At 42.8% G+C, this 23,441-nt stretch carries 16 protein-coding genes; 8 read left to right on the top strand and 8 right to left on the bottom strand.

What is annotated here, in order from left to right:
- Window positions 1–2: 2 nt before the first annotated feature.
- From CJF29_RS21685 to CJF29_RS21655, 7 genes are all read right to left on the bottom strand, one after another.
- On the bottom strand, window positions 3–2,207 hold the full coding sequence (locus CJF29_RS21685) for a beta-glucosidase family protein (RefSeq protein ID WP_099146334.1): 2,205 nt from the start codon (window positions 2,205–2,207) through the stop codon (window positions 3–5).
- Window positions 2,208–2,230: 23 nt separating this feature from the next.
- The gene (locus tag CJF29_RS21680; protein WP_008998012.1) at window positions 2,231–3,799 is read right to left on the bottom strand and encodes a glycoside hydrolase family 26 protein; all 1,569 of its coding nucleotides are present in this window, start codon (window positions 3,797–3,799) and stop codon (window positions 2,231–2,233) included.
- Window positions 3,800–3,840: 41 nt separating this feature from the next.
- Complete coding sequence (locus tag CJF29_RS21675; RefSeq protein ID WP_099146347.1) at window positions 3,841–5,538, bottom strand: DUF5018 domain-containing protein; 1,698 nt, start codon at window positions 5,536–5,538, stop codon at window positions 3,841–3,843.
- Between the two features lie 19 nt (window positions 5,539–5,557).
- On the bottom strand, window positions 5,558–7,192 hold the full coding sequence (locus tag CJF29_RS21670; RefSeq protein ID WP_004299618.1) for a RagB/SusD family nutrient uptake outer membrane protein: 1,635 nt from the start codon (window positions 7,190–7,192) through the stop codon (window positions 5,558–5,560).
- A 12-nt stretch (window positions 7,193–7,204) separates the two neighbouring features.
- A complete protein-coding gene (locus tag CJF29_RS21665; RefSeq protein ID WP_099146335.1) occupies window positions 7,205–10,354 on the bottom strand; it encodes a SusC/RagA family TonB-linked outer membrane protein in 3,150 nt (1,049 codons plus the stop codon).
- Between the two features lie 168 nt (window positions 10,355–10,522).
- On the bottom strand, window positions 10,523–11,710 hold the full coding sequence (locus CJF29_RS21660) for an alpha/beta hydrolase family protein (RefSeq protein WP_099146336.1): 1,188 nt from the start codon (window positions 11,708–11,710) through the stop codon (window positions 10,523–10,525).
- 108 nt (window positions 11,711–11,818) lie between these two features.
- Window positions 11,819–12,964, bottom strand: coding sequence for a xylose operon transcription regulator XylR (locus tag CJF29_RS21655; protein WP_099146337.1), 1,146 nt, complete (start codon window positions 12,962–12,964; stop codon window positions 11,819–11,821).
- 232 nt (window positions 12,965–13,196) lie between these two features.
- On the opposite strand from CJF29_RS21655, the gene CJF29_RS21650 reads away from it, so the two are divergent.
- From CJF29_RS21650 to CJF29_RS21640, 3 genes are all read left to right on the top strand, one after another.
- Window positions 13,197–13,703: an HU family DNA-binding protein gene (locus CJF29_RS21650; protein ID WP_004299627.1), complete on the top strand. Its 507-nt coding sequence runs from the start codon at window positions 13,197–13,199 to the stop codon at window positions 13,701–13,703.
- Between the two features lie 103 nt (window positions 13,704–13,806).
- Window positions 13,807–15,348, top strand: a complete 1,542-nt coding sequence (locus tag CJF29_RS21645; protein ID WP_074559048.1) for a glycine--tRNA ligase — start codon at window positions 13,807–13,809, stop codon at window positions 15,346–15,348.
- Window positions 15,349–15,359: 11 nt separating this feature from the next.
- A complete protein-coding gene (locus tag CJF29_RS21640) occupies window positions 15,360–15,977 on the top strand; it encodes an FKBP-type peptidyl-prolyl cis-trans isomerase (protein WP_099146338.1) in 618 nt (205 codons plus the stop codon).
- Window positions 15,978–16,044: 67 nt separating this feature from the next.
- Here the strand turns inward: CJF29_RS21640 and CJF29_RS21635 are convergent, their stop codons facing one another.
- Complete coding sequence (locus CJF29_RS21635) at window positions 16,045–17,097, bottom strand: LacI family DNA-binding transcriptional regulator (protein WP_099146339.1); 1,053 nt, start codon at window positions 17,095–17,097, stop codon at window positions 16,045–16,047.
- 179 nt (window positions 17,098–17,276) lie between these two features.
- Here CJF29_RS21635 and CJF29_RS21630 point away from each other — a divergent pair, with 179 nt between their 5' ends.
- The 5 genes from CJF29_RS21630 (at window position 17,277) to CJF29_RS21610 (ending at window position 23,416) form a co-directional block, all read left to right on the top strand.
- Entirely contained in the window at window positions 17,277–18,209 is a 933-nt protein-coding gene (locus CJF29_RS21630) for an aldo/keto reductase (protein ID WP_099146340.1), read from the top strand.
- Between the two features lie 15 nt (window positions 18,210–18,224).
- Window positions 18,225–19,148, top strand: a complete 924-nt coding sequence (locus CJF29_RS21625; protein WP_004314064.1) for an amidohydrolase family protein — start codon at window positions 18,225–18,227, stop codon at window positions 19,146–19,148.
- Between the two features lie 38 nt (window positions 19,149–19,186).
- Complete coding sequence (gene fucP / locus CJF29_RS21620; RefSeq protein WP_074559045.1) at window positions 19,187–20,479, top strand: L-fucose:H+ symporter permease; 1,293 nt, start codon at window positions 19,187–19,189, stop codon at window positions 20,477–20,479.
- Between the two features lie 24 nt (window positions 20,480–20,503).
- Window positions 20,504–21,520 carry a zinc-binding alcohol dehydrogenase family protein gene (locus tag CJF29_RS21615; protein ID WP_074559044.1) on the top strand — a complete coding sequence of 339 codons (1,017 nt, stop codon included), beginning with the start codon at window positions 20,504–20,506 and terminating at the stop codon, window positions 21,518–21,520.
- Window positions 21,521–21,817: 297 nt separating this feature from the next.
- A complete protein-coding gene (locus tag CJF29_RS21610; protein ID WP_074559068.1) occupies window positions 21,818–23,416 on the top strand; it encodes a glycoside hydrolase 43 family protein in 1,599 nt (532 codons plus the stop codon).
- Window positions 23,417–23,441: the final 25 nt, after the last annotated feature.

Below are 23,441 nucleotides of genomic sequence, written 5' to 3'. Positions count from 1 at the left end.
TTTTATTTTTTCAGTTCGAAATCTTTCTGTAATTTGATGTCCCGTGACGATGCGCCTATTAATACTGTAAACATACCTGGTTCGTCTTTCCAGCGTTTACTTTCAGTATCGTAGTATTGTAAGGCGCGGCGCGGTAACTTGATAGTGACTTGTTTGGATTCACCCGGTTTTAAGCCAACCTTAGTGAACCCTTTTAATTCTTTAAACGGGCGTTCTACAGAACATTTGTTTTGATGCAAATATAACTGTGCAATTTCCTGGCCATATCGTTTTCTTGTGTTAGTAATGGTGAATGATACGGCAAACTCTGTGTCCGAGTCTTTCCATACAGGTTTCATCTTTATGTCTGAATAAGTAAAAGTGGTATAGGATAATCCATAACCGAATTCAAATTGGGGGACTACACGGTAAGTATCGAAGTAGCGGTAGCCGACCATAAGCCCTTCCTTGAAACGGACGGTGTCGTTTATACCCGGATATTCTCCAAATACGTGATCAGGCATATCTTCCAGATGCTTACACCAGGTAGTAGTCAGTTTTCCCGAAGGATTGACTTCTCCAAACAATGTACGTGCCAGTGCATTTCCTCCTTCCATCCCTAGAAAACTGCCGTGCAGTAATGCCGTAGCATCATTATACCATTCTCCTATTTCGACGGGGCCACCGGAGATTAGTACCACTACAGTGTTGGGATTAACCTCCAGGATACCTTTTAATAATCTGTCCTGTTGGTAAGGAAGCTTTAAATTCGGCTTATCGTACCCTTCACAGTCAGAACCATGTTCGTGGGAGGTTCCACCTATATAGATAACCAATTCTGCTTGGGCAGCTGTATTGATTGCTTTCTTATATAGCTCTTCATCGGATTTATCAAATTCGTTCGTGAACCAATGACCAACCTTATACGCCTTTTTACTCAATTGATAACCGGGTGCATATTCGATCCGGGCTTTTCCATCTAAAAGATTTTGTAGCCCTTCCAAAGGAGTAACTTCATATTTAGCTTTAAGTTTTGTACTGCCACCTCCTGCTGCAAATACTTCGGTCGCATTTGCGCCAATCACTGCGACATTCTTGTATTGTGCAGGGTCTAGTGGTAGCATATCTTTGGAATTCTTCAATAATACCAATGATTCCTCCGCTATTTCTCTGGCAGCCTTAGTATGGGCAGGTATTGCAAGTTTGGCTGCCATACCTGTAGTGTCATAAGGAACTTGTCCTATTAAATCAAGTCGAATCATCAATTTCAGAATATTGCGTACTTTTTTGTTGACGGCTTCTTCCGGAATCTCTCCATTACGTACTTTCTTCAATAAAGGATCGGCTAAATAATATTTATTGAAAGCATATTTCCCATTTTCTTTGATGCTTGTTCCCATTTCGACATCCATACCGCACAGAGCTGTTCGCTCTGTGTTATGGACTGCATTCCAGTCCGATACGACTAATCCGTCAAATCCTAGTTCATCACGAAGTAAAGTATCAAGAAGATAAGGACTTTCCGTACACCACAACCCTCGAACCTTGTTATATGCCGCCATGGCTGCCATGGCTCCACCTCGTTGTATGGCAGCTTCAAAAGCCGGAAGATAAATTTCGTGTAAGGTGCGTTCGTCTACTTCTACACTCACTTTGTACTGGTTGTATGCCTGGCTATTCAGAGCAAAATGCTTCACACAAGAGGCTACTCCCTGTGACTGTACTCCTTGTATATATGGAACAGCCAGTTCACCGGAGAAGAAAGGATCCTCGCTGAAATATTCCCAATTACGTCCATTGAGTAAGGAACGGTGAATGTTGACTCCCGGAGCCAGGCTCACATGCTTACCGCGTGCTTTACATTCAGCTCCAAGAACTTCTCCATATAGCTGTGCCAGATCACGGTTCCAAGTAGATGCTAAGGCGCTTAATGCAGGTAGATAGCTACATGCGTCGTTATCCCATCGGGCGGATTCCCACCCATTGGCTACTCCCTCAAATCTTACTCCGTGAGGTCCGTCGGAGTAGTGCAGGTCGGGGATGCCAAGCCTTGGAACACCGGTACTTGAAAACATCGTGTTACTGTGCAACATTCCAATTTTCTCTTCCAAAGTCATTTGTGATAATAAACTTTCTATCTGTTTATCAGTACTTGCTACTTTATTACCAGTCAGACAGGAGGAGAATATAATCAGAATCAGCCAGCTATATGGAGTCAGTCTTTTCATACTAGAATACTTGTTGTCTTTGATTATTTTGAATTATTCTTTCTTGTTTCAATTTCACTGTACACAGCATCCGGGATCAAATCAAGCCAGTAAGGATCCTGGACGAGTTCCTTGTACAGTTCAAGTGCCAGAGGGTCACTTTGCAGACGGCGGTCACCATTCTCTGCATTTTCGTGATTCTCCCATACGACGGCCTTGACACGTGGCTCTTCATCCTTCAGCTTAAACCATTCTCTTACCCATCTCTGGTGGTCGCATGTGCTGGAGTATCCTCCTTCACTAATCATGATAGGCTTGTCTGCCGATACCTGCTTGATTCCTTGCATCAGTGTGAGCGGATATCTTCTTTCTTCCGGATAAGTAGCACTAAGCGATGGTGGATAACAGCTTACTCCCAGCCAATCTACATACATATCTCCTGGATAATAGTTTTTCATTGCGTTTGCTTCTGTACCTGGCATGCTTACACTGTTGGGTGACCATACGAAGACATTGTAGGCAGTGACACCCAACTGTTCTGCAATGTTATACATACGTCTCCAAGCCTTGACATAGTTTGTGGGATCTCCGTAATACGGAGTCCAGCTTCCATTCATTTCGTTGGCTGGTCTGAACCAGATAGGTCCCATGTCACGTACTTTTTGGGCAGCTACTTCGGCGAAGTATGATTTGTGAAAATCGTCGAGTTCGCCATTTGCCATTTGTTGGGTGGGAATGACGGGCAGCCATCCGTAAAGGAAGAATCGGTATTTGCCCTGATAGTTTTTTCCCCAGTATTTCTCACGTACTGTTTGCATTTCGCTGAAATTTCGTCCCGGTTCCATATTCTGATACCATAAGATCATAGATAGTTGCTTTCCCACCAATTTTTCAAATAAGGCAACGGCACACTGGTCAGTACTTCCTTCGCGGTCTTCCGGATCGAATCCGTATAATGGTGGGAATGCTCCATGATAACACCCTTTTTCGGGGACGTACTTCATGTCATTATGAAATTCTCCCATTACCTTGATTTCGTCGATGAGCATCATCGTACTGGTGGAAGCTGAAGATTTGAGAGTCGCTTTCACATATCTGCATGCTACATTACTAAAGTCTGTTTTTCCCCAAGCGTCCGACTTTCCGTTGCTGTCGGAATAGGTAATTGGTGAGGCTGCTTTTTCCCATTGGCTTTTGTCCTTGCTGGTTGATACTTCTATTTGAGCAGGGAATACAATTTGTGATGTCGGATCGGAAATAGCATGTACTGATACTTCTGTGATATTGCGTAATGATCCCAAATCAATTATTACTTCTACAGTTTGTGCATCCCAACCGACTCCTCTGTTTTTAGTCGAGAGGGTACCGGTCTCCTCATCCGTCAGTTTGGTGCCGGATGTCCAGGGATCGAGAGGGGCTTTATCAGCATAGGCACTGTTGGCTACAACATTCATTTTATAGAATTTGCCTGCCGCCACATTAATAATGCTTTGTTCATTTGGATCTTTGGGCTTATTTGGATCAAAAGTAACTTCCCATGATCTCGTTTCTTCTGCATTGCAAGCGTATATGAGTATTGCAACTGCTATTAACCATAAATTTTTTAATTTCATATTTAGTGGTATATTATAAGGTTGATTACTGGTTGTTTGTATTACATATCAATACAGTCATATTGGTAGCAGGCGATGCCTCCATTAGAGAATACGAGATAAACGTATAGATAATAACCATTTTTGGCAACTTTAAATACGACATCTCCGGTTCCTTCGGTGTTTTGACCGGAATTCTCGAGACCTCCATATATCTTGTCCGGACATACTATTATTTGGTTGTCGAACGAGCCGCTACTAAGATCATACATACGGACAGCATCAGAACCAGTTACGGCATAGTTGAAACTATTTACATGATTGTAAATGATATAAGGTACTTTGTTGAACACGGCATAGTCTACGGCATTGATCATTGTGTTACCCGGAGCACCCGTATTTGCCGCTTTTATGCTATTGTCTGTTCCTTTAAACCAGTAGAAATAGCGTTTGGCAGAAGTATCTGTGACATGGCTGGCCAAGAAATAGTCACTTTGAGTATCAGTGTCATCAGCATAAATCACATCCGCCCATTTAATCCAGTTTGAAGTCAGTAGAGAGGAACTCATAATGACAAATTCCGGACTTTGTGATTGTAAAGTACCATTTATGACACGCCAACGGGCGAATTGCACTTTACTATCCTTTTGGAATACCGGAGTTGTGATAAGGGCATTGGCATCCAAATCTCCTTGGATAGAGATCTTCCAACCAAATCTTATGTTAGTGCCAGTTTTATATTCAATATATTTCTGTGGTTTCTCATTCACTCCATTAGCTTTCCATACAGTGAAAGTACCTCCTGATGGAGTATAGCTGCAGAATAAAATATTATTTCCCCGATCTGCTGTTGCATGGAAGTTTGAATTATCACCGGCAAATTGGCTGATATCCATAGAACCTGCTATTTCTCCGGTCTGGCTATTTAAGTAAATGGCACGATCATTGGCACGTTCGTTGATGACAACATATTTGTCGACTACTGCAAGTCCGGTTACTTTACCCGGTAGCAGAATACCGCTTATTTCAGATAGTCTTTTAGACCATAATAGCTTACCGCTTCCTTGGCGAATACCTGCAACAGTTTTTTGCGGAATATCTTTTTTTACCGTATATGTTGCTTTATCTATGCCATTCTGTGCTGTGACGACGATGGTCTGTTCTTGTTCATAGTCTAGTGCTTCTGTTTCGGGGTTGGGACTGCATGTTGCTCCATGTGAGATATCAATGTTAGCTATCTGCTCCCCTACATTATCTATGGTTACTAATGAAATTGTTTTTTCGTTTTCATTAATGACTCCCAATAGCCCTATGGCAGGAATATCGAATTTGGTGATGCTACATTCGTTGCTCTTACGGATTTCACCTATTACTTTGAATTCGGTACTAGTCCCGGAAGTCTGATCTTTCACTGTGATATAGTTGTCTTGGGTAAGATCCATATAAAGTAATGGTGGAGTTACACTGACATTATTCGCTAAACTGGCACTCAATCTTACCCGTTTTAGTGCAGAGGTCGGCAATACATTATCCGACAATTTGGGATAATTGTATGGGAAAACAAATGTGATTGAATGATTGGTATAATCTATCTCACCTTTGAAACTATTTTCGCTGCTGTCATCGTTCGGAAACGATGCAGTGATGCTGTTGATACCTTCGCGTTGAATGTCAGAACCCAACTCTTCAGGACTGTGACAACTAGTTACTCCCCATAGAAGAACTAATGCCTGGATGATTGATATAATTTTGTTTTTCATTGTTCTAAGAGTTTTATTGTTATTTCCATTCATCATATTGCTCAATCAATGAGTTATTCTTCAATTCTTCAGACGGTACAGGAAGGACATATAATTTCTTTATAAACTTGCGGTCCTGCCCGTCGCAATCAACATATTCGTATGTATTGGTAGCGCCAATGATTTTGAAGCCATGTGTGCGATAGTTGTTGTATTCAATATGGGCTAATTCCCAACGACGCATATCCCAGAATAAATGACCTTCATAGGCTAGTTCAACCTTTCTTTCATTTCTGTAATCTTTGAACCAAGCCTCGCCTGTAGAGGATTTACCCGGTAAATTCACTTTTACTCTGGCGCGTACCTCATTCATTGCACTTTGGGCTTCCCCGATCTTATTGAGTCGATAAGCTGCTTCTGCTTTGTTCAATAAAACTTCTGCATAGCGAATTTCAACCCACGGTTGGGCGCTTTTCCCATTTTTGACGTCTGTCAGCGTTTCATCTAACAATTTCCTTAAAAAATAACCGGTTGTGGTTTTGCCGTATGAAGTACCCTGTTCCCGGTAAGGCATAAACACACCATTCTTTCCGTCAAGGCTGCAATCCATCTTTTTCCCTTTCCAGGTACATCCTCTATAGATTACAGTTGCGGCGAAGCGAGGTTCCAGTTGGTCGTATGGAGGAGTTTCATCAGTAATGCCATGCCAGGGTGTCCAGTCTATCTTTTCTCCATTTTTGCTTTCATAACATTCTACCATTTCCTGGGTAGGAGTTCCTGTTGAACCATTGTCATAACCATCACATTGTGGTACATAATACCGGTCGAAAAGATGATTAGGCCCGTTGGCAGCATCATAATCAAACTCCAGAATCGCTTCTTTATTATTCCCTTTCCATGCATCTTCATATTTGTCCGTCAGACCATATAATTTGAGTGCAATTACATTATTAGCAGCATCATAGGCATCCTGCCAACGTTTGGCATATAACATTGCTCTCGATTTCAGTGCATAGGCTGCTCCTTTGGTGATACGCCCTTTATTTGCCGCATCCCATTCCTTGGGTAAATTATTGGCTGCAAAATCAAGATCGTCGGCTATGAATTGCCAGGTTTCTTCAGCACTGCTGCGGGCTTTATTAGTTGATACCGGCAGATCGTCATACAAGATGACACCTCCATGCCTTTTGGCTAACTGGAAATATACAAATGCACGGAAAAAGCGTACTTGAGCTTCCCAAAGCTTATTTCTGTCTGCTGAAAATTCGGAATATTTTCTTTGTAGAGATAGAAATTGGTTTGTTTCTCGGATCTGTTTGTATGCTGTTGAACGTAGCCAGATACTGTATAGACAGTTATCCGGAGAGATAGCATCCGGTGTTAGTACATAAAGATTAGGATGGCCGGCTCTGTGTCCCAGCGTATATGAACCATACTTAAATGCGTCAGTCAGACTTTCTGTAAAACTTCCGTAGAATTGGGCCTCCCCAAATTGACCGTAATCATGCAGGAGGGGATAGAAACTATTCACATATTTGTCAACCTGGGTTTCATCTTGCCAGATGATTTCATCACTAACGGTAGTCGTTTGTTTTACTTCATCCAGCCAGTCGTTGCACGAACTTAAAGTCAGCAACATAAAGAAGAGTGATATATTAATACATAACTTTTTCATATAGCGTATATTTTAGAATGTGATTTTAGCTCCAAGTGTATAAGTCCTTTGTTGCGGATAATATCCATTGTTTACAGCTGGAGATTCCGGGTCGATGTTGTACTTGGACACAGCGCTGAAAGTCAGAAGGTTGTATCCCTCAACATAGAGGCGAAGAGCTTCCACTCCCAATGGACTCAACCATTTTTTAGGGAAATTGTATCCTATTTGCGCTGTTTTTATTCTCAAATAGTTTCCGTTACGATACCAGAATGTGGAGGCCAGCCCGTTATTCAAACTTCTCGGATTGATTTCCAGACAAGGGAACTCTGCATTTGTATTTTCGGGTGTCCAGGAGTTTGCCACCAGATAGACTGGTGCATTGCCATTCTGATAGAATGGACGCGTGAAGGCCGTAGCGCTTTGGATTCCGGATGAACCGGTTGCCGTATATACTCCGGTTAATGCAACATCGCTGCCAAGCCCCCATGATGCCAAAATATCAAAATCGAATCCTTTCCAGTTACCAAATAAATTGAAAGAACCTGTGTGGGTCGGTCTTGAACTTTTACCTACATACCCCTGATCTTGATTGACGGTTATAATACCGTCTCCATTTCTATCCATATACTTGATATATCCGGGATAAGCCGGTCGGTCGGGCATGGTAGCGGAGTTGGCTATCTCTTCCTCACTCTGGAACAATCCTTGGGCAATGAATCCCATTTTCGAACCGATTTGCTTTCCGGTCAGTCGTCTGTATTCCGGTGTATTTTCAGAGTCACCTGCATATTTGAGCCATCTTCCGTATGCGTATGACCAGATTAATTTGGCTCCATAACTGAAACTTCCAATTCTGTTCTGATGTGTAAAAGTGACATCAAAACCCTTATAATCTGCTTTGTTTACGTTTGCAGTTGAAAAATAATAGCCTCCCATGGAAGGAGTGTGCGAACCGGTTACGGAAGATAATTTGTCATATTCATATTTATAAAAAGCATCCAGTTCCATTCCTAATAATCCATTCCATAAAGTTACATCTACTCCGATATTATAGTTGAGGCATTGCGCCCATGTCAAATTGGGATTTCCCAATACGGACGGATAGATAGCTGTTTGACTGGCTCCGCCTATTACTACAGAATTGGGGGATGTGCTCATCGTATTTCTCCATTGGAAAGGCTGGATGCCGCTGGTTGCAGTTTTTCCAATACCTGCTCTTAATTTCAGATTGTCTACCCAAGTAGCATGAAACCATTTTTCATTATTGATTCTCCAGGCAAGAGAGAGACCGGGCAGGGTGACCCAGCGTTTGTTCATACCACCAAACAGATAACTACCATCGTGGCGTAGTGAAGCCTCCAAATAATATTTGTCAGCGTAATTGTAGTTCAAACGACCTACAAAACCGGCTACACGTGTCTGGCTGCTGCTCCCCGAAGGTATAGCAGGTTGCTCTTTCCCCTCTTTGGTGAATCCTGTGATTTGGTTCAACTCATCCAACTGAATGAAATCTAATCCGGTTCCCGTTACACCGAGATTGTTGCTATTACGTTCCCGTGTTTCGGCCAGCAATAATACTCCGATCGAGTGATCTCCAAATTTGTTATCATACGTGATACTGGTTTGCGTAGTGAACTCTTGGGCGCGTGATGCCGATTCGGATAATATAGGTGTATCTTTCAACACACTGTAGTCCTTATGGTAGGTGAGTGTGGTAGTGGCTGCATTAGGTAAATCCATAATCATGACTTCATTCGGCTTGGTCAACTGTTTAGTCATCCCATGAACTAAGTCGTACGCTCCCTGAAATTTTAAACTTAATCCTTTAAGCCAAGGTGTGTCGTATTTCAGACTGAAATTAGACTGCATATATGATTGGTTGGACCTGTTATATCCTGAATCGTATATGGATGCGATAGGAGCTACCGGAGAACCGGAAGTCGGGGTTGAAACATCGTATATTTTCCCATTATATTCATAAGTGTCCTGTACATATGGCAAAGCGTAGCATACCTGTTGGGGAATATTCATCCAATCATCCGGATCGGCAGAAAATTTGGGAGCATCCCGTTTTTCTATACGCCCCGAAACACCTAATGACAGACTAAGTCCTTTAGCTAGCTGTGCGTCGATATTAGAACGAAGATTCATTCGACGGTATTTGAACTTATCTATATTTCCTTTTTCCTCCAGATAACCGATAGATGTGAAGAAACGAATCTTTTCACTTCCTCCTGATGCTGAAATATTATGATGTTGGCGAACACCGGTTCCATATACTTTATCGTACCAATTGGTATTTCCCCATCCGTCGACACCCTCGCGCATTTTGCGCACCATGTCGACAGTAAACACTTCCGTATCACCTTGTAGAAGACGGGCTTTATTGTACCAATAAGCATATCCCGGTCCGTCGAGCCATTCTTGTTCTTCTGCATTCTGGCTGATACCCACAGTACCTGTATAGCTAATGGTGACTTTATCTGTTTGTCCCTTTTTGGTTGTGACAATGAATGTTCCATTTGCGTCCAGACCATAAACGGCTACGGCTGATGCATCCTTTAATACAGACACAGATTCTATTTCATTCGGATCGAGTCCGTTGAAGTCACTTGCGCTTCTTCTGATGCCGTCAATAACATAGATGATACCACTTTGCCCGCGTATGGACAAGGAGGCATTATCCGCACCGGGTTGTCCACTGGCTTGTACGGCGGAAATACCGGCAACACGTGCACCGATGATATTACTGATTCCCATGGTTGGGGCTTTAAGGATTTCTTTATCGGAGACAGTAGATATGGCGGCGGTCAGACTACCGCGCTTTTGAGTTCCATAGCCTACCACTACGATTTCATCCAGCGAGGAAACATCTTCTTTAAGAGTGATATTGATATTCGTCTTATTACCTACTTTGACTTCCTGGCTGACCATTCCGATATAGGAGAATACCAATACGTCATTCTTATGGGCATTAATGCTATATTTTCCGTCAACATTTGTAATGGTACCGACATTCGTTGCACCTTTGACAGCTACAGATACGCCAGGTAATGGTTCATCATTACCATCTTTCACAAACCCTTTTATTACTTCTTGTGCAAGACAATCGAGAGTGCACATTAAAAGAGTAATAAACAACGAGGTTACTAACCTTGGATTCCATCTGATTTTCTTCATTGCATGATAAGTTTTTAAATATTAGATCGTCGATTTGAAATTTTAATTTCTAACAATAGTCTCTTTAGACCGGTTAACTAGTTAATGATACAAAAGTATTCTGTTTCAAAGACATGTGCGGTGGCAAAAACGAAAAACTATCTTCAAAAAACGAAGAATAATGCATTGTTAATCTTCTTTTGGCGTTTTTCTTTTTAAGAACCATTCGAAGAACTTATATATAGTTTCGTTTGATTCGGGAGTAGGATCATGTTTGGGCCTGTTCGTCATTGCCACTCGATGATGATAACCCAAAAGCCGGTTGACTGCGACAGAGTGATTTAATGGAATCCATCTGTCTACATTATCAGAATAACCTCCTGATACGAGAAATGGGCGAGGAGCCAATAAAGAATGGAGTTCATGTAAATCATGCCCCTCTTTACATAGCCTGGCATAGACACTTGTTGAAGAGTTATTGCCGTTGTTGCTCCAGATCTTTTTCCAGGGTGGGGGATAATACCCCAAGTACCAAGGTTCCCAATAATTGATATAATTATCTTTGGTTTCATCAAAGACGATACCCGGATCACTCCAGGCGGTGCAGGCAAACTTTTCGTATAAACAAGAAGCAAACATAGCCCATTTAGCACCGTAGGAGTGTCCCATGATACCAATTCGGGTAGAGTCGACACTTTCGACTCTGGCTAATACTTCCCATGCATTGGCTGCCGCATAAGCAAGTACTGAAAGAGGTTGCATAGTGGAGTTGTTAATAGTCGGGTAATAGAGAGAGTAAGTCTTATCTTTGGTGGTCTGTTTAGTTCCTATTGAGAGAGTAACGAATCCTCTTTTGGTTAATTGGTAGGCGAAATCTCTATTAGCTTTTCCTCCCCATCCGATAGCTGTTTCCGGTTCGTAGAATACTGTGATAACGGCAGGATGTTTCCCTTTCTTATTTGGTTCCAGTAAATAGCCGTAAGTCTGTTCCAGAGGAGTCCAATAAAAACGCACTAAATGTTGTTTGAAATCTTCGCGTTCTGTGGTTTTTATAATCTCCAGTTTTTGATTGGTGATGATAGCCGGCCAATGACCGATCAGGTTCAACCATTTGTCTTTTATTTCTTTTCTTCGTTTTAGCCAGTCGTCTGCGTTTTTGACTGTATCTCCATTGTAAAATAAAAGAGGATTGCGGTAAGTTCCAAATTTCTCCTGATACAGTGGTGGTGGGGTAAAGTAGGCGGATAGCTTCTTCCAGTTTCTTTTTGTCTGGTTAATCTCTAATCTTTTGCACCCCATTATTGAGGTGACCCCCAAATAAATAATAATAGGATAGATAATCGTTCTTATTTTTCCTCTTATAGTATGTTTTTGCATAGTATTAATATCTAAAATGTATTTCGAAAGGTATGAAAACAAAGGTAGGTCATTCTCATGAATGATCTTAATGTCAAAACGAAAAACAGTCTTCAGAAAGCGTTTATTTTATCTTTGTCTAGTCTTTTTCTGCCGGTATTCAATAGGTGAACATCCTTTGAATTTCTTGAAAATCCGGGCAATGTTATTATAGTCTGTAAAGCCTACTTCCATTGCTAAATCGGCCAATGGACGGTCGGTTGTGAGCAGTAGATCTGCAAGATGATTACACCGGCAATTCAGAATATATTGGTATATAGAGGTATTCAGTGCGTTTTTGAATTTCACTTCGAAGTTTCTGCGGGATAGCGGAATGTTTGCAAGCAGAGACTCTATGGTCAAATCGGAGTTGTAATGTGCATCTATATATTTCACTACTTCGAGAATATAAGGGTCTTTAATATTGTGTTTCTCCGTCGATTGGCGTAGTTCGATGCGGATGGGGTTGATAACAATATTGAAAGTGCCTTCATGTTCCTTCTTTATTTGTTGGTGGATGAGTCTGCCGATAGAATATCCGCCTCTTTCTACTTCGAGCTCTATGGATGAAATGGGAGGGTCGGAAATATTACACATCAGTTCGTCATTGTCCACGCCTAATAAAGCAATTTCTTCCGGAATAGGAATATTCGTCATTTTGCAAGTTTCAGAAATGAACAGGGCGTGCGCATCGTCACAACAAAATAGAGCGACTGGCTTTGGGAGTTCCTGCAACCACTGGCTTACCTCCATTCTTATCTCATCTTCCTGCTTATCCGATTCGAAACTGAAAAATTCGCCTCCGATACGTTTTACCTCCTGCCGATAGCCTTCGCAGCGTTCGTCAGACCAAACCACTCCTTTAACACCGAAATAAGCAAAGTTGCGAAACATTCTTTTGGCAAAAAACTGGGCTGCCATTCTTCCCGTACCTTTATAATCACCTGTCAGATTAGAGTAAGTGACGCTCCGGTGATGGTAGTTTTGTAGTACTACCGGAATATTCAGCTCCTTCTGCAAATCGATCGTATCGTTATTCCACTGGCCGATAATGGCGTCGGCTTTCCATTCTTTGGCCCATTTCAAAATGCCTTGTTCGCCATGCATTGCGCTATAATAAGAAGGTAGCCGGTAAAAGAGCCAGGGACCGTTTTCTTTGGAGTATTGGACAAGTCCCCGTAGCAGTTTCCTGTCAAATTCGCTTGAATAGTCTATCAATAGAAGAATCTTAATCATAGTTCTATGTTTTTCTTTAGTATAATGTAGGGATGCACAAATATAGAAGAATTCTTTTGTTCTCTCGCAATAAAGACTTAATTTTGTTGCAGCCAACACTTATCTGACACCCGGGTCTCATGAGCACTGACACCCGGGTGTTGGTATGTTTGACACCCGGGTCTCAATGGTGTTGACACCCGGGTGTCAGATAGAACACGAGTATAAACGAAAAAAGAAAGGAGTATAGACGATGGCAGTGCCTTATGTAGTGAGAAAAAAAGCCGATTTAACATCGGGAGAAAGAAAAGAATTATGGTATGGTGTACCCAAAAAACTGATAGATCCGATTCGGAATAGAGAATTTGCTGAGTACATGGAAAAACGGAGTGGATTTCATCGCGGGCAGATAGATGGTATATTGACGGAAATGGTTGATGCTATCCGTAGTCTGTTGTCTATCGGACAGCCGGTTACTATCGAAGGACTTGGCACCTTCCATACGTCACTGACCAGTCCGGGATTTGAACGCCCCGAACAGGTAACTCCGGGAAAGGTGTCTGTTTCACGTGTCTATTTCGTGGCTTGTCCTGAATTTAGCCGGGAAGTGAAAAAGATGAAATGCATGCGTATTCCTTTTAATCTGTATATGCCCGAAGAGATGCTGACCAAAGAAATGAAGAAAGCGGACCGGGAGCAGGAGCGGGAAGAATATGACCGTATGGTGGCACCGGAAATCGATGAAGAAGTTCAGGAATAAGATAAATTAATACCCTCCCTGTCTTATTTATGAGATAAATCCCTATCTTTGTGGCACTTTTTACGAAAAAAGCAAATTCAAATTAATAGATATAGAAAAGAAAATGGCACAAGAAGACGTTTTTAAGAAGCTTGTATCGCATTGCAAAGAGTATGGTTTCGTATTCCCTTCGAGCGATATCTACGACGGACTAGGCGCTGTGTATGACTACGGTCAGATGGGCGTTGAATTGAAAAATAACATCAAGAAATACTGGTGGGACAGCATGGTGCTGTTGCACGAGAACATTGTCGGTATCGACTCTGCCATCTTTATGCATCCTACTATCTGGAAGGCTTCCGGACACGTAGACGCATTCAATGACCCTTTGATTGACAATAAAGACTCTAAGAAACGTTATCGTGCTGACGTGTTGATCGAAGATCAGCTGGCTAAGTATGACGATAAAATCAATAAAGAAGTAGCGAAAGCTGCCAAGAGATTCGGCGAATCTTTTGATGAGGCTCAATTCCGTTCTACCAACGGACGTGTATTGGAGCATCAGGCAAAACGTGACGCACTTCACACTCGTTTTGCTAAAGCTCTGAACGACGGTAATCTGGAAGAATTGCGTCAGATCATTATTGATGAAGAAATCGTATGCCCGATCTCCGGTACAAAGAACTGGACAGAAGTTCGTCAGTTCAATCTGATGTTCTCTACTGAAATGGGTTCTACTTCCGACGGAGCCATGAAAATTTATCTTCGTCCGGAAACTGCACAGGGTATTTTTGTAAACTACCTCAATGTACAGAAAACGGGTCGTATGAAAGTTCCTTTCGGTATCGCACAGATTGGTAAGGCTTTCCGTAACGAGATCGTTGCCCGTCAGTTCATCTTCCGTATGCGTGAGTTCGAACAGATGGAAATGCAGTTCTTTGTAAAACCGGGAACTGAACTTGACTGGTTCAAGAAATGGAAAGAAATCCGTCTGAAATGGCATAAAGCTCTTGGATTCGGCGATGCAAGCTATCGTTATCACGACCACGATAAACTGGCTCACTACGCAAATGCAGCTACTGATATTGAGTTCCTGATGCCGTTCGGATTCAAAGAAGTGGAAGGTATCCACTCTCGTACTAACTTCGACTTGTCTCAACATGAGAAGTTCTCCGGCAAGAGCATCAAATACTTCGATCCGGAACTGAACGAATCTTATACTCCGTACGTAATCGAAACTTCTATCGGTGTTGACCGTATGTTCCTTAGCATCATGAGCGCGTCTTATTGCGAAGAACAGCTGGAAAATGGTGAAAGCCGTGTGGTTCTGAAATTGCCTGCTGCTTTGGCTCCGGTGAAACTGGCAGTTATGCCGTTGGTAAAGAAAGACGGTCTGCCTGAAAAAGCCCGTGAAGTTATTGACAGCCTGAAGTTCCACTTCCATTGCCAATATGACGAAAAGGATAGTATCGGTAAGCGTTATCGCCGCCAGGATGCTATTGGTACTCCGTACTGTGTGACAGTCGATCATCAAACATTAGAAGATAACTGCGTGACATTGCGTAACCGTGATACCATGCAACAAGAGCGTGTCGCTATCTCTGAACTGAATAACATTATTGCAGACAGAGTAAGCATCACTTCTCTATTGAAAACTTTACAATAAACCTTTAACGAATGAGTAAAAAGATCTATTTATTCTCCTTAGTATTGCTGGCTTTGGCGTTCACTGCTTGTAGTGAAACGGAAACAGTAGACAAGTATGATAATTGGCGTTCACGCAATGAATCATTTATTGATTCTTTGGCAAATGTGTTTGAAGCGGGAACTGACCCTCTGTTACTACGGATTAAAGTGGAACAAGGCAATGATTATATTTATTATAAGACGAAAACTCCGATCACTGTGAATAGCGTACATACGGAAGTTCTCGGAGAGAAGCCGACATCCACAGCGGTTGTGAAGGCTTTCTATAAAGGTACGAATATATTGGGTGAACGTTTCGATGGTTTTGAGGGAGCTGATCCGGTGGATGGAGATTCGAATGCCTCTCAACCGGATACCCCTCCAGTGTCATTCGATTTGTCAGGTAGTGTAATAGAAGGCTGGAAAGAAGCAATACCTCATATGAAAGTTGGTGAACGTTGGTTGATATATATACCTTGGAAATATTGTTATGGCAGTGCTGGAAATAGTAATACAACTCTCATTCCTGGTTATTCAGCTTTGATTTTTGATATTCAACTGCTTGATGCAGATAGTATTCAGAAGAAGTCGGAGCCGTCAAAAGATTAAAAAATATATTGTTATTTAAGAAAAAGTTATTTGATTGTTTATAGAACGTCAAATAACTTTTTCTTTTTTAGGTATAAATCGCGTCTCGTTTTTCTTTTTTCTTATCGTATTTTATACTACTCTCCCTAATCTGCAAATGTGTCGGAATCGTTACCTGCTTGATTGTCTTATCTCCTTTTATCTGATCGATAAGTAGTTGGCAGGCAGTTTCTCCCATTTTATAAGTTTGATGTGATACAGCAGATAATTTCGGTTCCACATAATTAGCATGCTGCTCGTCTGTATACCCGATGATTGCCACATCATTCGGAATCCGGAGGCCATGGTTTTTGACGACTTCCATTGCTGCGAAAGCCAATGTGTCATTCATGGCAAGAATAGCATCCGGAGGCTGTGGAAGTGACAGTAAAGTTTCTGTGGCAATCTTGCCTTCCTCATAATCAATCTTCCGGCAGACTACCAGCTCTTTTTCGATGGGAATATGATTCTCACGCAAGGCTTCCAGATAGCCATGTTTTCTTCTCTTTACAATATCCAGATGATTAGCTCCTCCGATAAAAGCTACCCGTTTACTTCCATTATCCAGGAGATGTTGTGTAGCCATCTGTGCGGATTGTGCCCCGTCTGCTATCACCGATGAAAATTGGTCGGTCAGGCAAACACGGTCGAACAGGATAAGTGGCATATTAATGTCTTTCAAGGCGGAGATGTGGGAGAAATCGGTTGTTTCTTGAGACAAACAGGCGATGATACCTTCCACGCGCATATTGACCAGATTCTCAATATTTCTTTTTTCGTGCTCGTAAGACTCATGCGAGGTCGTGATAATCACAAAATATCCGTTGGCAATAGCCATATTCTCTATTCCATTCAGAATTGATGCAAAGAAATGAGTGACAATATCCGGAACGATCACTCCGATGATACGTGGTGCATTCTTCCGCAGGCTCATGGCAAAAGGATTGGGACGGTAGTTCATCTCTTTAGCCAGTGCCTTTGCTTTAGCACAAAGTTCACGGCTGATTTCCGGACTATCTTTTAGTGCCCTGGATACAGTAGGAATTGATACCCCCAATGCTTGGGCGAGATCTTTGAGTGAAGTATGTTTCCGGTTTTCCATTTGAAAGTCTGCAACTTAGATTCTTTTTACAAAGAAAGCACATTCCCGGAAAATTAAGAGCATCTGAAGCAATATTTTTTACGTAAACCGTTACGTTGGTTTTTCGACCGCTCTCTGCTGCACTGAAACTATTACTGACCTATTTTTGTCGCATACAAAATGATTTAAAACCTAAAAGTATGCAATACCATGAAATCGGAAAGACAGGGATGAAAGTATCATCTCTTAGTTTTGGAGCTTCTTCTTTAGGAGGAGTTTTCCATGATTTGAAAGAAAAGGAAGGAATTCAAGCAGTGTTTACTGCTGTTGAGGCAGGAATGAACTTTATCGATGTGTCTCCTTATTACGGACATTATAAAGCGGAAACTGTTTTAGGGAAGGCGCTTAAAGATCTTCCTCGCGACCGTTATTACCTTTCTACCAAAGTGGGACGTTATGGAAAAGATGGAGTGAACCTGTGGGATTACTCTGCAAAGCGTGCTACCGAAAGTGTGTATGAGAGTATGGAGCGTCTGAATATAGATTTTATCGATCTGATAAATGTACACGATGTGGAATTTGCCGATTTGAACCAGGTAGTTAATGAAACTCTGCCTGCTTTGGTTGAGCTGCGTGAAAAAGGAGTGGTAGGACACGTTGGAATTACCGACTTGCAACTCGAAAACTTGAAATGGGTAATCGACCATTCACCAAGCGGTACGATTGAATCTGTGCTTAGTTTCTGCCATTATTGCTTGTGTGATGATAAATTAGCAGACTTCCTGGACTACTTCGAATCCAAAGAAATCGGCGTGATTAATGCTTCTCCCCTTTCAATGGGACTGTTGAGTGAACGTGGCGTGCCTGCCTGGCATCCGGCTCCCAAACCTTTGGTAGAGGCTTGCCGTAAAGCAATGGAACATTGCAAAGCTAAGAATTATCCGGTTGAGAAGCTGGCTATGCAGTTCTCCGTCAGCAATCCCCGTATAGCAACGACTTTGTTTAGTACGACTAATCCGGAGAATGTGAAAAAGAACATCGCTTTCATCGAAGAACCTATTGACTGGGAACTCGTTCGGGAAGTGCAGGAGATTATCGGAGAGCAGAAACGTGTAAGTTGGGCAAACTCATAAAACAGCGTCATTCGTATGGACTATACAATTATTGATGCGCACGCCCATCTGTGGTTACGACAGGATACTGTTGTGGACGGATTGCCTATCCGGACTTTGGAAAATGGCCGTTCGGAATTTATGGGAGAAATCCGGCAAATGGTTCCGCCCTTTATGATAGACGGAGTGAATAGCGCGGAAGTCTTTCTTTCGAATATGGACTATGCGCAAGTGGCTGCGGCTGTCATTACCCAAGAGTTTATTGACGGTATTCAGAATGATTATTTGTCGGAAGTCGTTTCCCATTATCCCAACCGTTTCTTTGTTTGCGGAATGTGTGAGTTCCGCAAACCTGGATTTCTGGAGCAGGCGAAAGAGCTTATAGCCAAAGGTTTTAAGGCTATAAAAATACCTGCCCAACGCTTGTTGTTAAAAGAGGGACGGGTAATGCTGAATAATGAGGAAATGATGCAGATGTTTCATTCTATGGAAGAACGGAATGTCATGCTCTCCATCGATTTGGCTGACGGAGCAACACAGGTTCCCGAAGTGGAAGAGATTATTCAGGAATGTCCCCGCCTAAAAATAGCTGTCGGGCACTTCGGAATGGTGACACGTCCGGACTGGAAAGAACAAATCCGCCTGGCACGTCATCCCAATGTGATGATTGAATCCGGCGGAATCACCTGGCTTTTCAATGATGAATTTTATCCTTTCAAAGGAGCAGTGAAAGCCATTCGGGAAGCGGCGGATTTAGTTGGCATGGAGAAACTGATGTGGGGATCGGACTATCCGCGCACCATTACAGCAATCACTTACAAGATGTCATACGATTTTGTGGTGAAGTCTTCCGAGTTGACGGAAGAGGACAAAAGACTCTTTTTGGGAGAAAATGCCCGGAACTTCTATGGATTCACGGATCTCCCCGTACTTCCTTACATCAAGAACATGTCCGAATGATGGAGAAAACATCCTTATCGTAAAACTAGATTTATACCATGAAAAAGAATACATATACAATACCTTTAGCGTTGGTTTTCTGCCTTTTCTTTCTGTGGGCGATAAGCAGCAATCTGCTTCCCACGATGATCCGGCAATTGATGAAGACATGTGAACTGAACACCTTTGAAGCCTCTTTTACCGAGACTGCCTACTGGCTGGCTTATTTTATTTTCCCCATCCCCATAGCGATGTTTATGAAACGTTACAGCTATAAGGCGGGAATTATTTTCGGACTGGTATTGGCTGCAATCGGAGGCCTGCTTTTCTTTCCTGCTGCCATTTTAAAAGAATATTGGGCTTACCTCTGTATCTTCTTTATTATCGCTACGGGAATGTGCTTTCTGGAGACAGCTGCCAATCCGTATGTGACGGTTTTAGGAGCACCCGAAACAGCTCCCCGCCGATTGAATCTGGCGCAGTCTTTCAATGGACTCGGAGCTTTTATCGCTGCCATGTTTTTGAGTAAGCTCATCCTTAGCGGAACTCATTACACACGCGATACCCTACCTGTTGATTATCCGGGAGGCTGGCAGACCTATATCCAATTGGAAACGGATGCCATGAAACTCCCTTATCTGATATTGGCTATACTGTTGATTGCCATAGCTGTTGTCTTCATCTTTTCAAAATTGCCGAAGATTGGGGACGAAGGAGGAACGGCTTCTTCCGATAAAACGACTTCTTCGAGTAAAACGAAAGAGGGCAGCCAGAAAGAAAAATTGATAGACTTCGGTGTATTGAAGCACTCACACTTGCGGTGGGGAGTGATTGCGCAATTCTTCTATAACGGCGGACAGACGGCGATAAACAGTCTGTTCCTGGTTTACTGTTGTACTTATGCCGGATTGCCGGAAGATACAGCGACTACTTTCTTCGGATTGTATATGCTCGCATTTCTTTTGGGGCGTTGGATCGGTACCGGATTGATGGTGAAATTCCGTCCACAGGATATGCTACTGGTTTACGCCTTGATGAATATTCTTTTGTGCGGGGTAGTGATGATATGGGGAGGTATGATCGGGCTATACGCAATGTTGGCTATCTCTTTCTTTATGTCTATAATGTACCCCACGCAGTTCTCATTGGCGCTAAAAGGACTGGGGAGTCAGACAAAGAGCGGTTCGGCATTTCTGGTAATGGCTATTGTCGGCAATGCCTGCCTGCCACAGTTGACGGCTTATTTCATGCATGCCAATGAGCATATCTATTATATGGCCTATTGTGTGCCGATGATTTGTTTTGTCTTCTGTGCATATTACGGCTGGAAAGGTTATAAAGTAATCGATTAATAAACTTATTATCAAACATATCCAATGAAAGCAGTTCAAATTGTCAATCCCTCCGAAATGAAGGTGGTTGAACTGGAAAAACCGACCGTTGGTGCCGGTGAAGTATTAGTAAGAATCAAGTATGTGGGTTTCTGTGGCTCTGACCTGAATACCTTTTTGGGACGTAACCCAATGGTGAAGTTACCGGTAATCCCGGGACATGAGGTAGGAGCGGTGATTGAGGAGATCGGTCCGGATGTTCCGGCCGGCTTTGAAAAAGGGATGAACGTGACATTGAATCCATATACCAACTGTGGTAAATGTGCTTCTTGTCGTAATGGTCGTGTCAATGCTTGTGAGCATAATGAAACGTTAGGGGTACAGCGCAATGGAGTGATGTGCGAATATGCAGTTTTACCTTGGACGAAGATTATTCCGGCTGGTAATATCTCTCCTCGCGATTGTGCGTTGATTGAGCCGATGAGTGTCGGATTCCATGCGGTATCTCGTGCGCAGGTAATCGATAATGAGTTTGTGATGGTTATTGGCTGCGGTATGATTGGTATCGGTGCCATTGTACGTGCTGCTTTGAGAGGGGCAACGGTCATTGCTGTCGACTTGGATGACGAGAAACTGGAACTGGCGAAAAGGGTAGGTGCTTCTCATGTGATTAACTCCAAGACAGAAAATGTACACGAACGGATGCAACAGATAACGGAGGGCTTCGGTGCCGATGTGGTGATTGAAGCTGTCGGCAGTCCGGTCACTTATGTGATGGCGGTGGATGAAGTCGGTTTTACAGGACGGGTCGTTTGCATTGGCTATGCCAAAAGCGAAGTAGCTTTCCAAACGAAATATTTCGTTCAGAAAGAACTGGATATCCGTGGTTCCAGAAATGCGTTACCTGCCGATTTCCGTGCGGTTATTAATTATATGAAAGAAGGCAACTGTCCGGTGGAAGAACTGATTTCGAAGATTGCCAAACCGGAAGGAGCTTTGGAAGCTATGCAGGAATGGACGGCTAATCCGGGAAAGGTGTTCCGTATACTGGTTGAGTTCTGATAAGTTCTTGTAATAAGAATAGTTGTTGATGCCTGTTGTTTCGGGTATGTAATAAGTGAGAGGAGGCTGAATACAGTCTCCTCTCTTTGGGAGATAGGGTGATGTAACATGAGTAAATATAGATGTAACATTCTTCATTCGATATGTAGCATCACAAAGAAATCATGTAGCATACTTTGGGCAATATATCTGTTTGCATTTTCTATTTTTGTGATGTGGAAGATAACAAGAAACATTTTAAATAATTAGCTTTCAAATAATAGATAATGTAGCCAGTTAATAAAAAAAACGATGATTATGCTGAAAACAAAAATCAACACTATTCTACTGTGTACTCTTTTTACATTGTTCTTCCCGCTATCAGCCGGAGCACAATACCGTAATCCTATTCTTTATGCTGACGTGCCCGATATGTCGGTATGTCGTGCAGGTGATTACTTTTACATGGTTTCCACTACTATGCACCTGATGCCGGGAGCGCCTATCATGCGTTCGCCGGACATGAAACATTGGGAAACTATCAGCTACGTATTTCCCCGCATTGACGATGGTCCCCGTTATGATCTGCTCGAAGGCACTGCTTACGGGCAAGGACAATGGGCATCATCTATCCGCTATCATGACGGTAAATTCTATGTATGGTTTACAGCCAATGGCGCGCCCGGACGTGGGTTTGTTTATACTGCGACAGATCCGGCCGGTCCCTGGAAACTTCTTTCGCGTCCCCCGCATTTTCATGACGGTTCGCTTCTGTTTGATGATGACGGGCGGGTGTATCTCTTTCACAGTACGGGACATCTTACGGAGTTGAAACCCGATTTGACCGATGTACTTCCCGGTGGCATCAATCAGCAAATATTTGAGCGGGATGCTGACGAACAAGGGCTGTTGGAAGGTAGTTCCGTCATCAAGCATAATGGAAAATATTATTTGCTGATGATTTCTATGGATTGGAGTATTCCCGGCCGTCTGCGTCGTGAAGTATGCTATCGTGCCGATAAGATTACCGGACCTTACGAAAAGCGTGTCATTCTTGAAACGGAGTTCGACGGGCATGGCGGTGTTGGTCAGGGATGCATCGTAGACGGGAAAAACGGTGAATGGTACGGACTGATTTTTCAGGATCGTGGTGGCGTAGGGCGTGTGCCGTGTCTCATGCCTTGTACATGGACGGAAGATGGTTGGCCTATGCTGGGAGACAAGGATGGGCGCATTCCGAATGATACCACTTTATCGTATATGTCAATGGATGGTATCTGCGGTTCGGATGATTTTTCCGCTTCCGGGCTTTCCCTCTATTGGCAGTGGAATCATAACCCCGTCGATCAGGCATGGAGCCTTACCGACCGTCCCGGATTTCTGCGTTTGAAAACCTCCCGTGTGGTAGATAACCTGTTTGTTGCTCCCAATACGTTGACTCAACGTATGGTAGGACCGAAATGCATGGGCACTGTCAGTCTCTCTCTGGGGGGTATGAAAGATGGTGACCGTGCAGGATTATCGGCTTTTAATGGTGACAGCGGTGTGCTTACGATTGAAAAGAACGGAAATAAACTGTCTCTTGTGATGAGTGAACAGAAAAGTGTATTTGAGAAAACGAAGCGTGCCATTAGCCGTGTGGATATGACCGAACAAGCCCGTATACCTCTTAACAAAGAGCTTGTCTACTTGCGTGTGGAAGGTGACTTTACCAATGGACGGGATGAGGCTCGTTTTTCTTATAGTCTTGATGGGAAAGCATGGATACCTGTTGGTCTGCCTGTCAAGATGAAATTTGACTACACCCGTATGTTTATGGGCAGTAAGTTTGCCATATTTAACTATGCTACACGTTCTGTAGGCGGTTATGTAGATGTGGACTCTTTTGATTATTCGTTCTGTGATGCGTCAATGTAACAAACAAATATGTATTTGTAACCAA

Source organism: Bacteroides celer (assembly GCF_002632415.2).
Classification (GTDB): domain Bacteria; phylum Bacteroidota; class Bacteroidia; order Bacteroidales; family Bacteroidaceae; genus Bacteroides.
This window is presented reverse-complemented; position numbering and strand designations above follow the sequence as displayed.

Coding starts and splice junctions, on each gene's coding strand:
- CJF29_RS21640 (WP_099146338.1), top strand. CDS start 15,360: ATGAGTAAAAAGATCTATTTATTCTCCTTAGTATTGCTGGCTTTGGCG.
- CJF29_RS21650 (WP_004299627.1), top strand. CDS start 13,197: ATGGCAGTGCCTTATGTAGTGAGAAAAAAAGCCGATTTAACATCGGGA.
- CJF29_RS21685 (WP_099146334.1), bottom strand. CDS start 2,207: ATGAAAAGACTGACTCCATATAGCTGGCTGATTCTGATTATATTCTCC.
- CJF29_RS21635 (WP_099146339.1), bottom strand. CDS start 17,097: ATGGAAAACCGGAAACATACTTCACTCAAAGATCTCGCCCAAGCATTG.
- CJF29_RS21645 (WP_074559048.1), top strand. CDS start 13,807: ATGGCACAAGAAGACGTTTTTAAGAAGCTTGTATCGCATTGCAAAGAG.
- CJF29_RS21610 (WP_074559068.1), top strand. CDS start 21,818: ATGCTGAAAACAAAAATCAACACTATTCTACTGTGTACTCTTTTTACA.
- CJF29_RS21680 (WP_008998012.1), bottom strand. CDS start 3,799: ATGAAATTAAAAAATTTATGGTTAATAGCAGTTGCAATACTCATATAC.
- CJF29_RS21675 (WP_099146347.1), bottom strand. CDS start 5,538: ATGAAAAACAAAATTATATCAATCATCCAGGCATTAGTTCTTCTATGG.
- CJF29_RS21655 (WP_099146337.1), bottom strand. CDS start 12,964: ATGATTAAGATTCTTCTATTGATAGACTATTCAAGCGAATTTGACAGG.
- CJF29_RS21615 (WP_074559044.1), top strand. CDS start 20,504: ATGAAAGCAGTTCAAATTGTCAATCCCTCCGAAATGAAGGTGGTTGAA.
- CJF29_RS21665 (WP_099146335.1), bottom strand. CDS start 10,354: ATGAAGAAAATCAGATGGAATCCAAGGTTAGTAACCTCGTTGTTTATT.
- fucP (WP_074559045.1), top strand. CDS start 19,187: ATGAAAAAGAATACATATACAATACCTTTAGCGTTGGTTTTCTGCCTT.
- CJF29_RS21630 (WP_099146340.1), top strand. CDS start 17,277: ATGCAATACCATGAAATCGGAAAGACAGGGATGAAAGTATCATCTCTT.
- CJF29_RS21660 (WP_099146336.1), bottom strand. CDS start 11,710: ATGCAAAAACATACTATAAGAGGAAAAATAAGAACGATTATCTATCCT.
- CJF29_RS21670 (WP_004299618.1), bottom strand. CDS start 7,192: ATGAAAAAGTTATGTATTAATATATCACTCTTCTTTATGTTGCTGACT.
- CJF29_RS21625 (WP_004314064.1), top strand. CDS start 18,225: ATGGACTATACAATTATTGATGCGCACGCCCATCTGTGGTTACGACAG.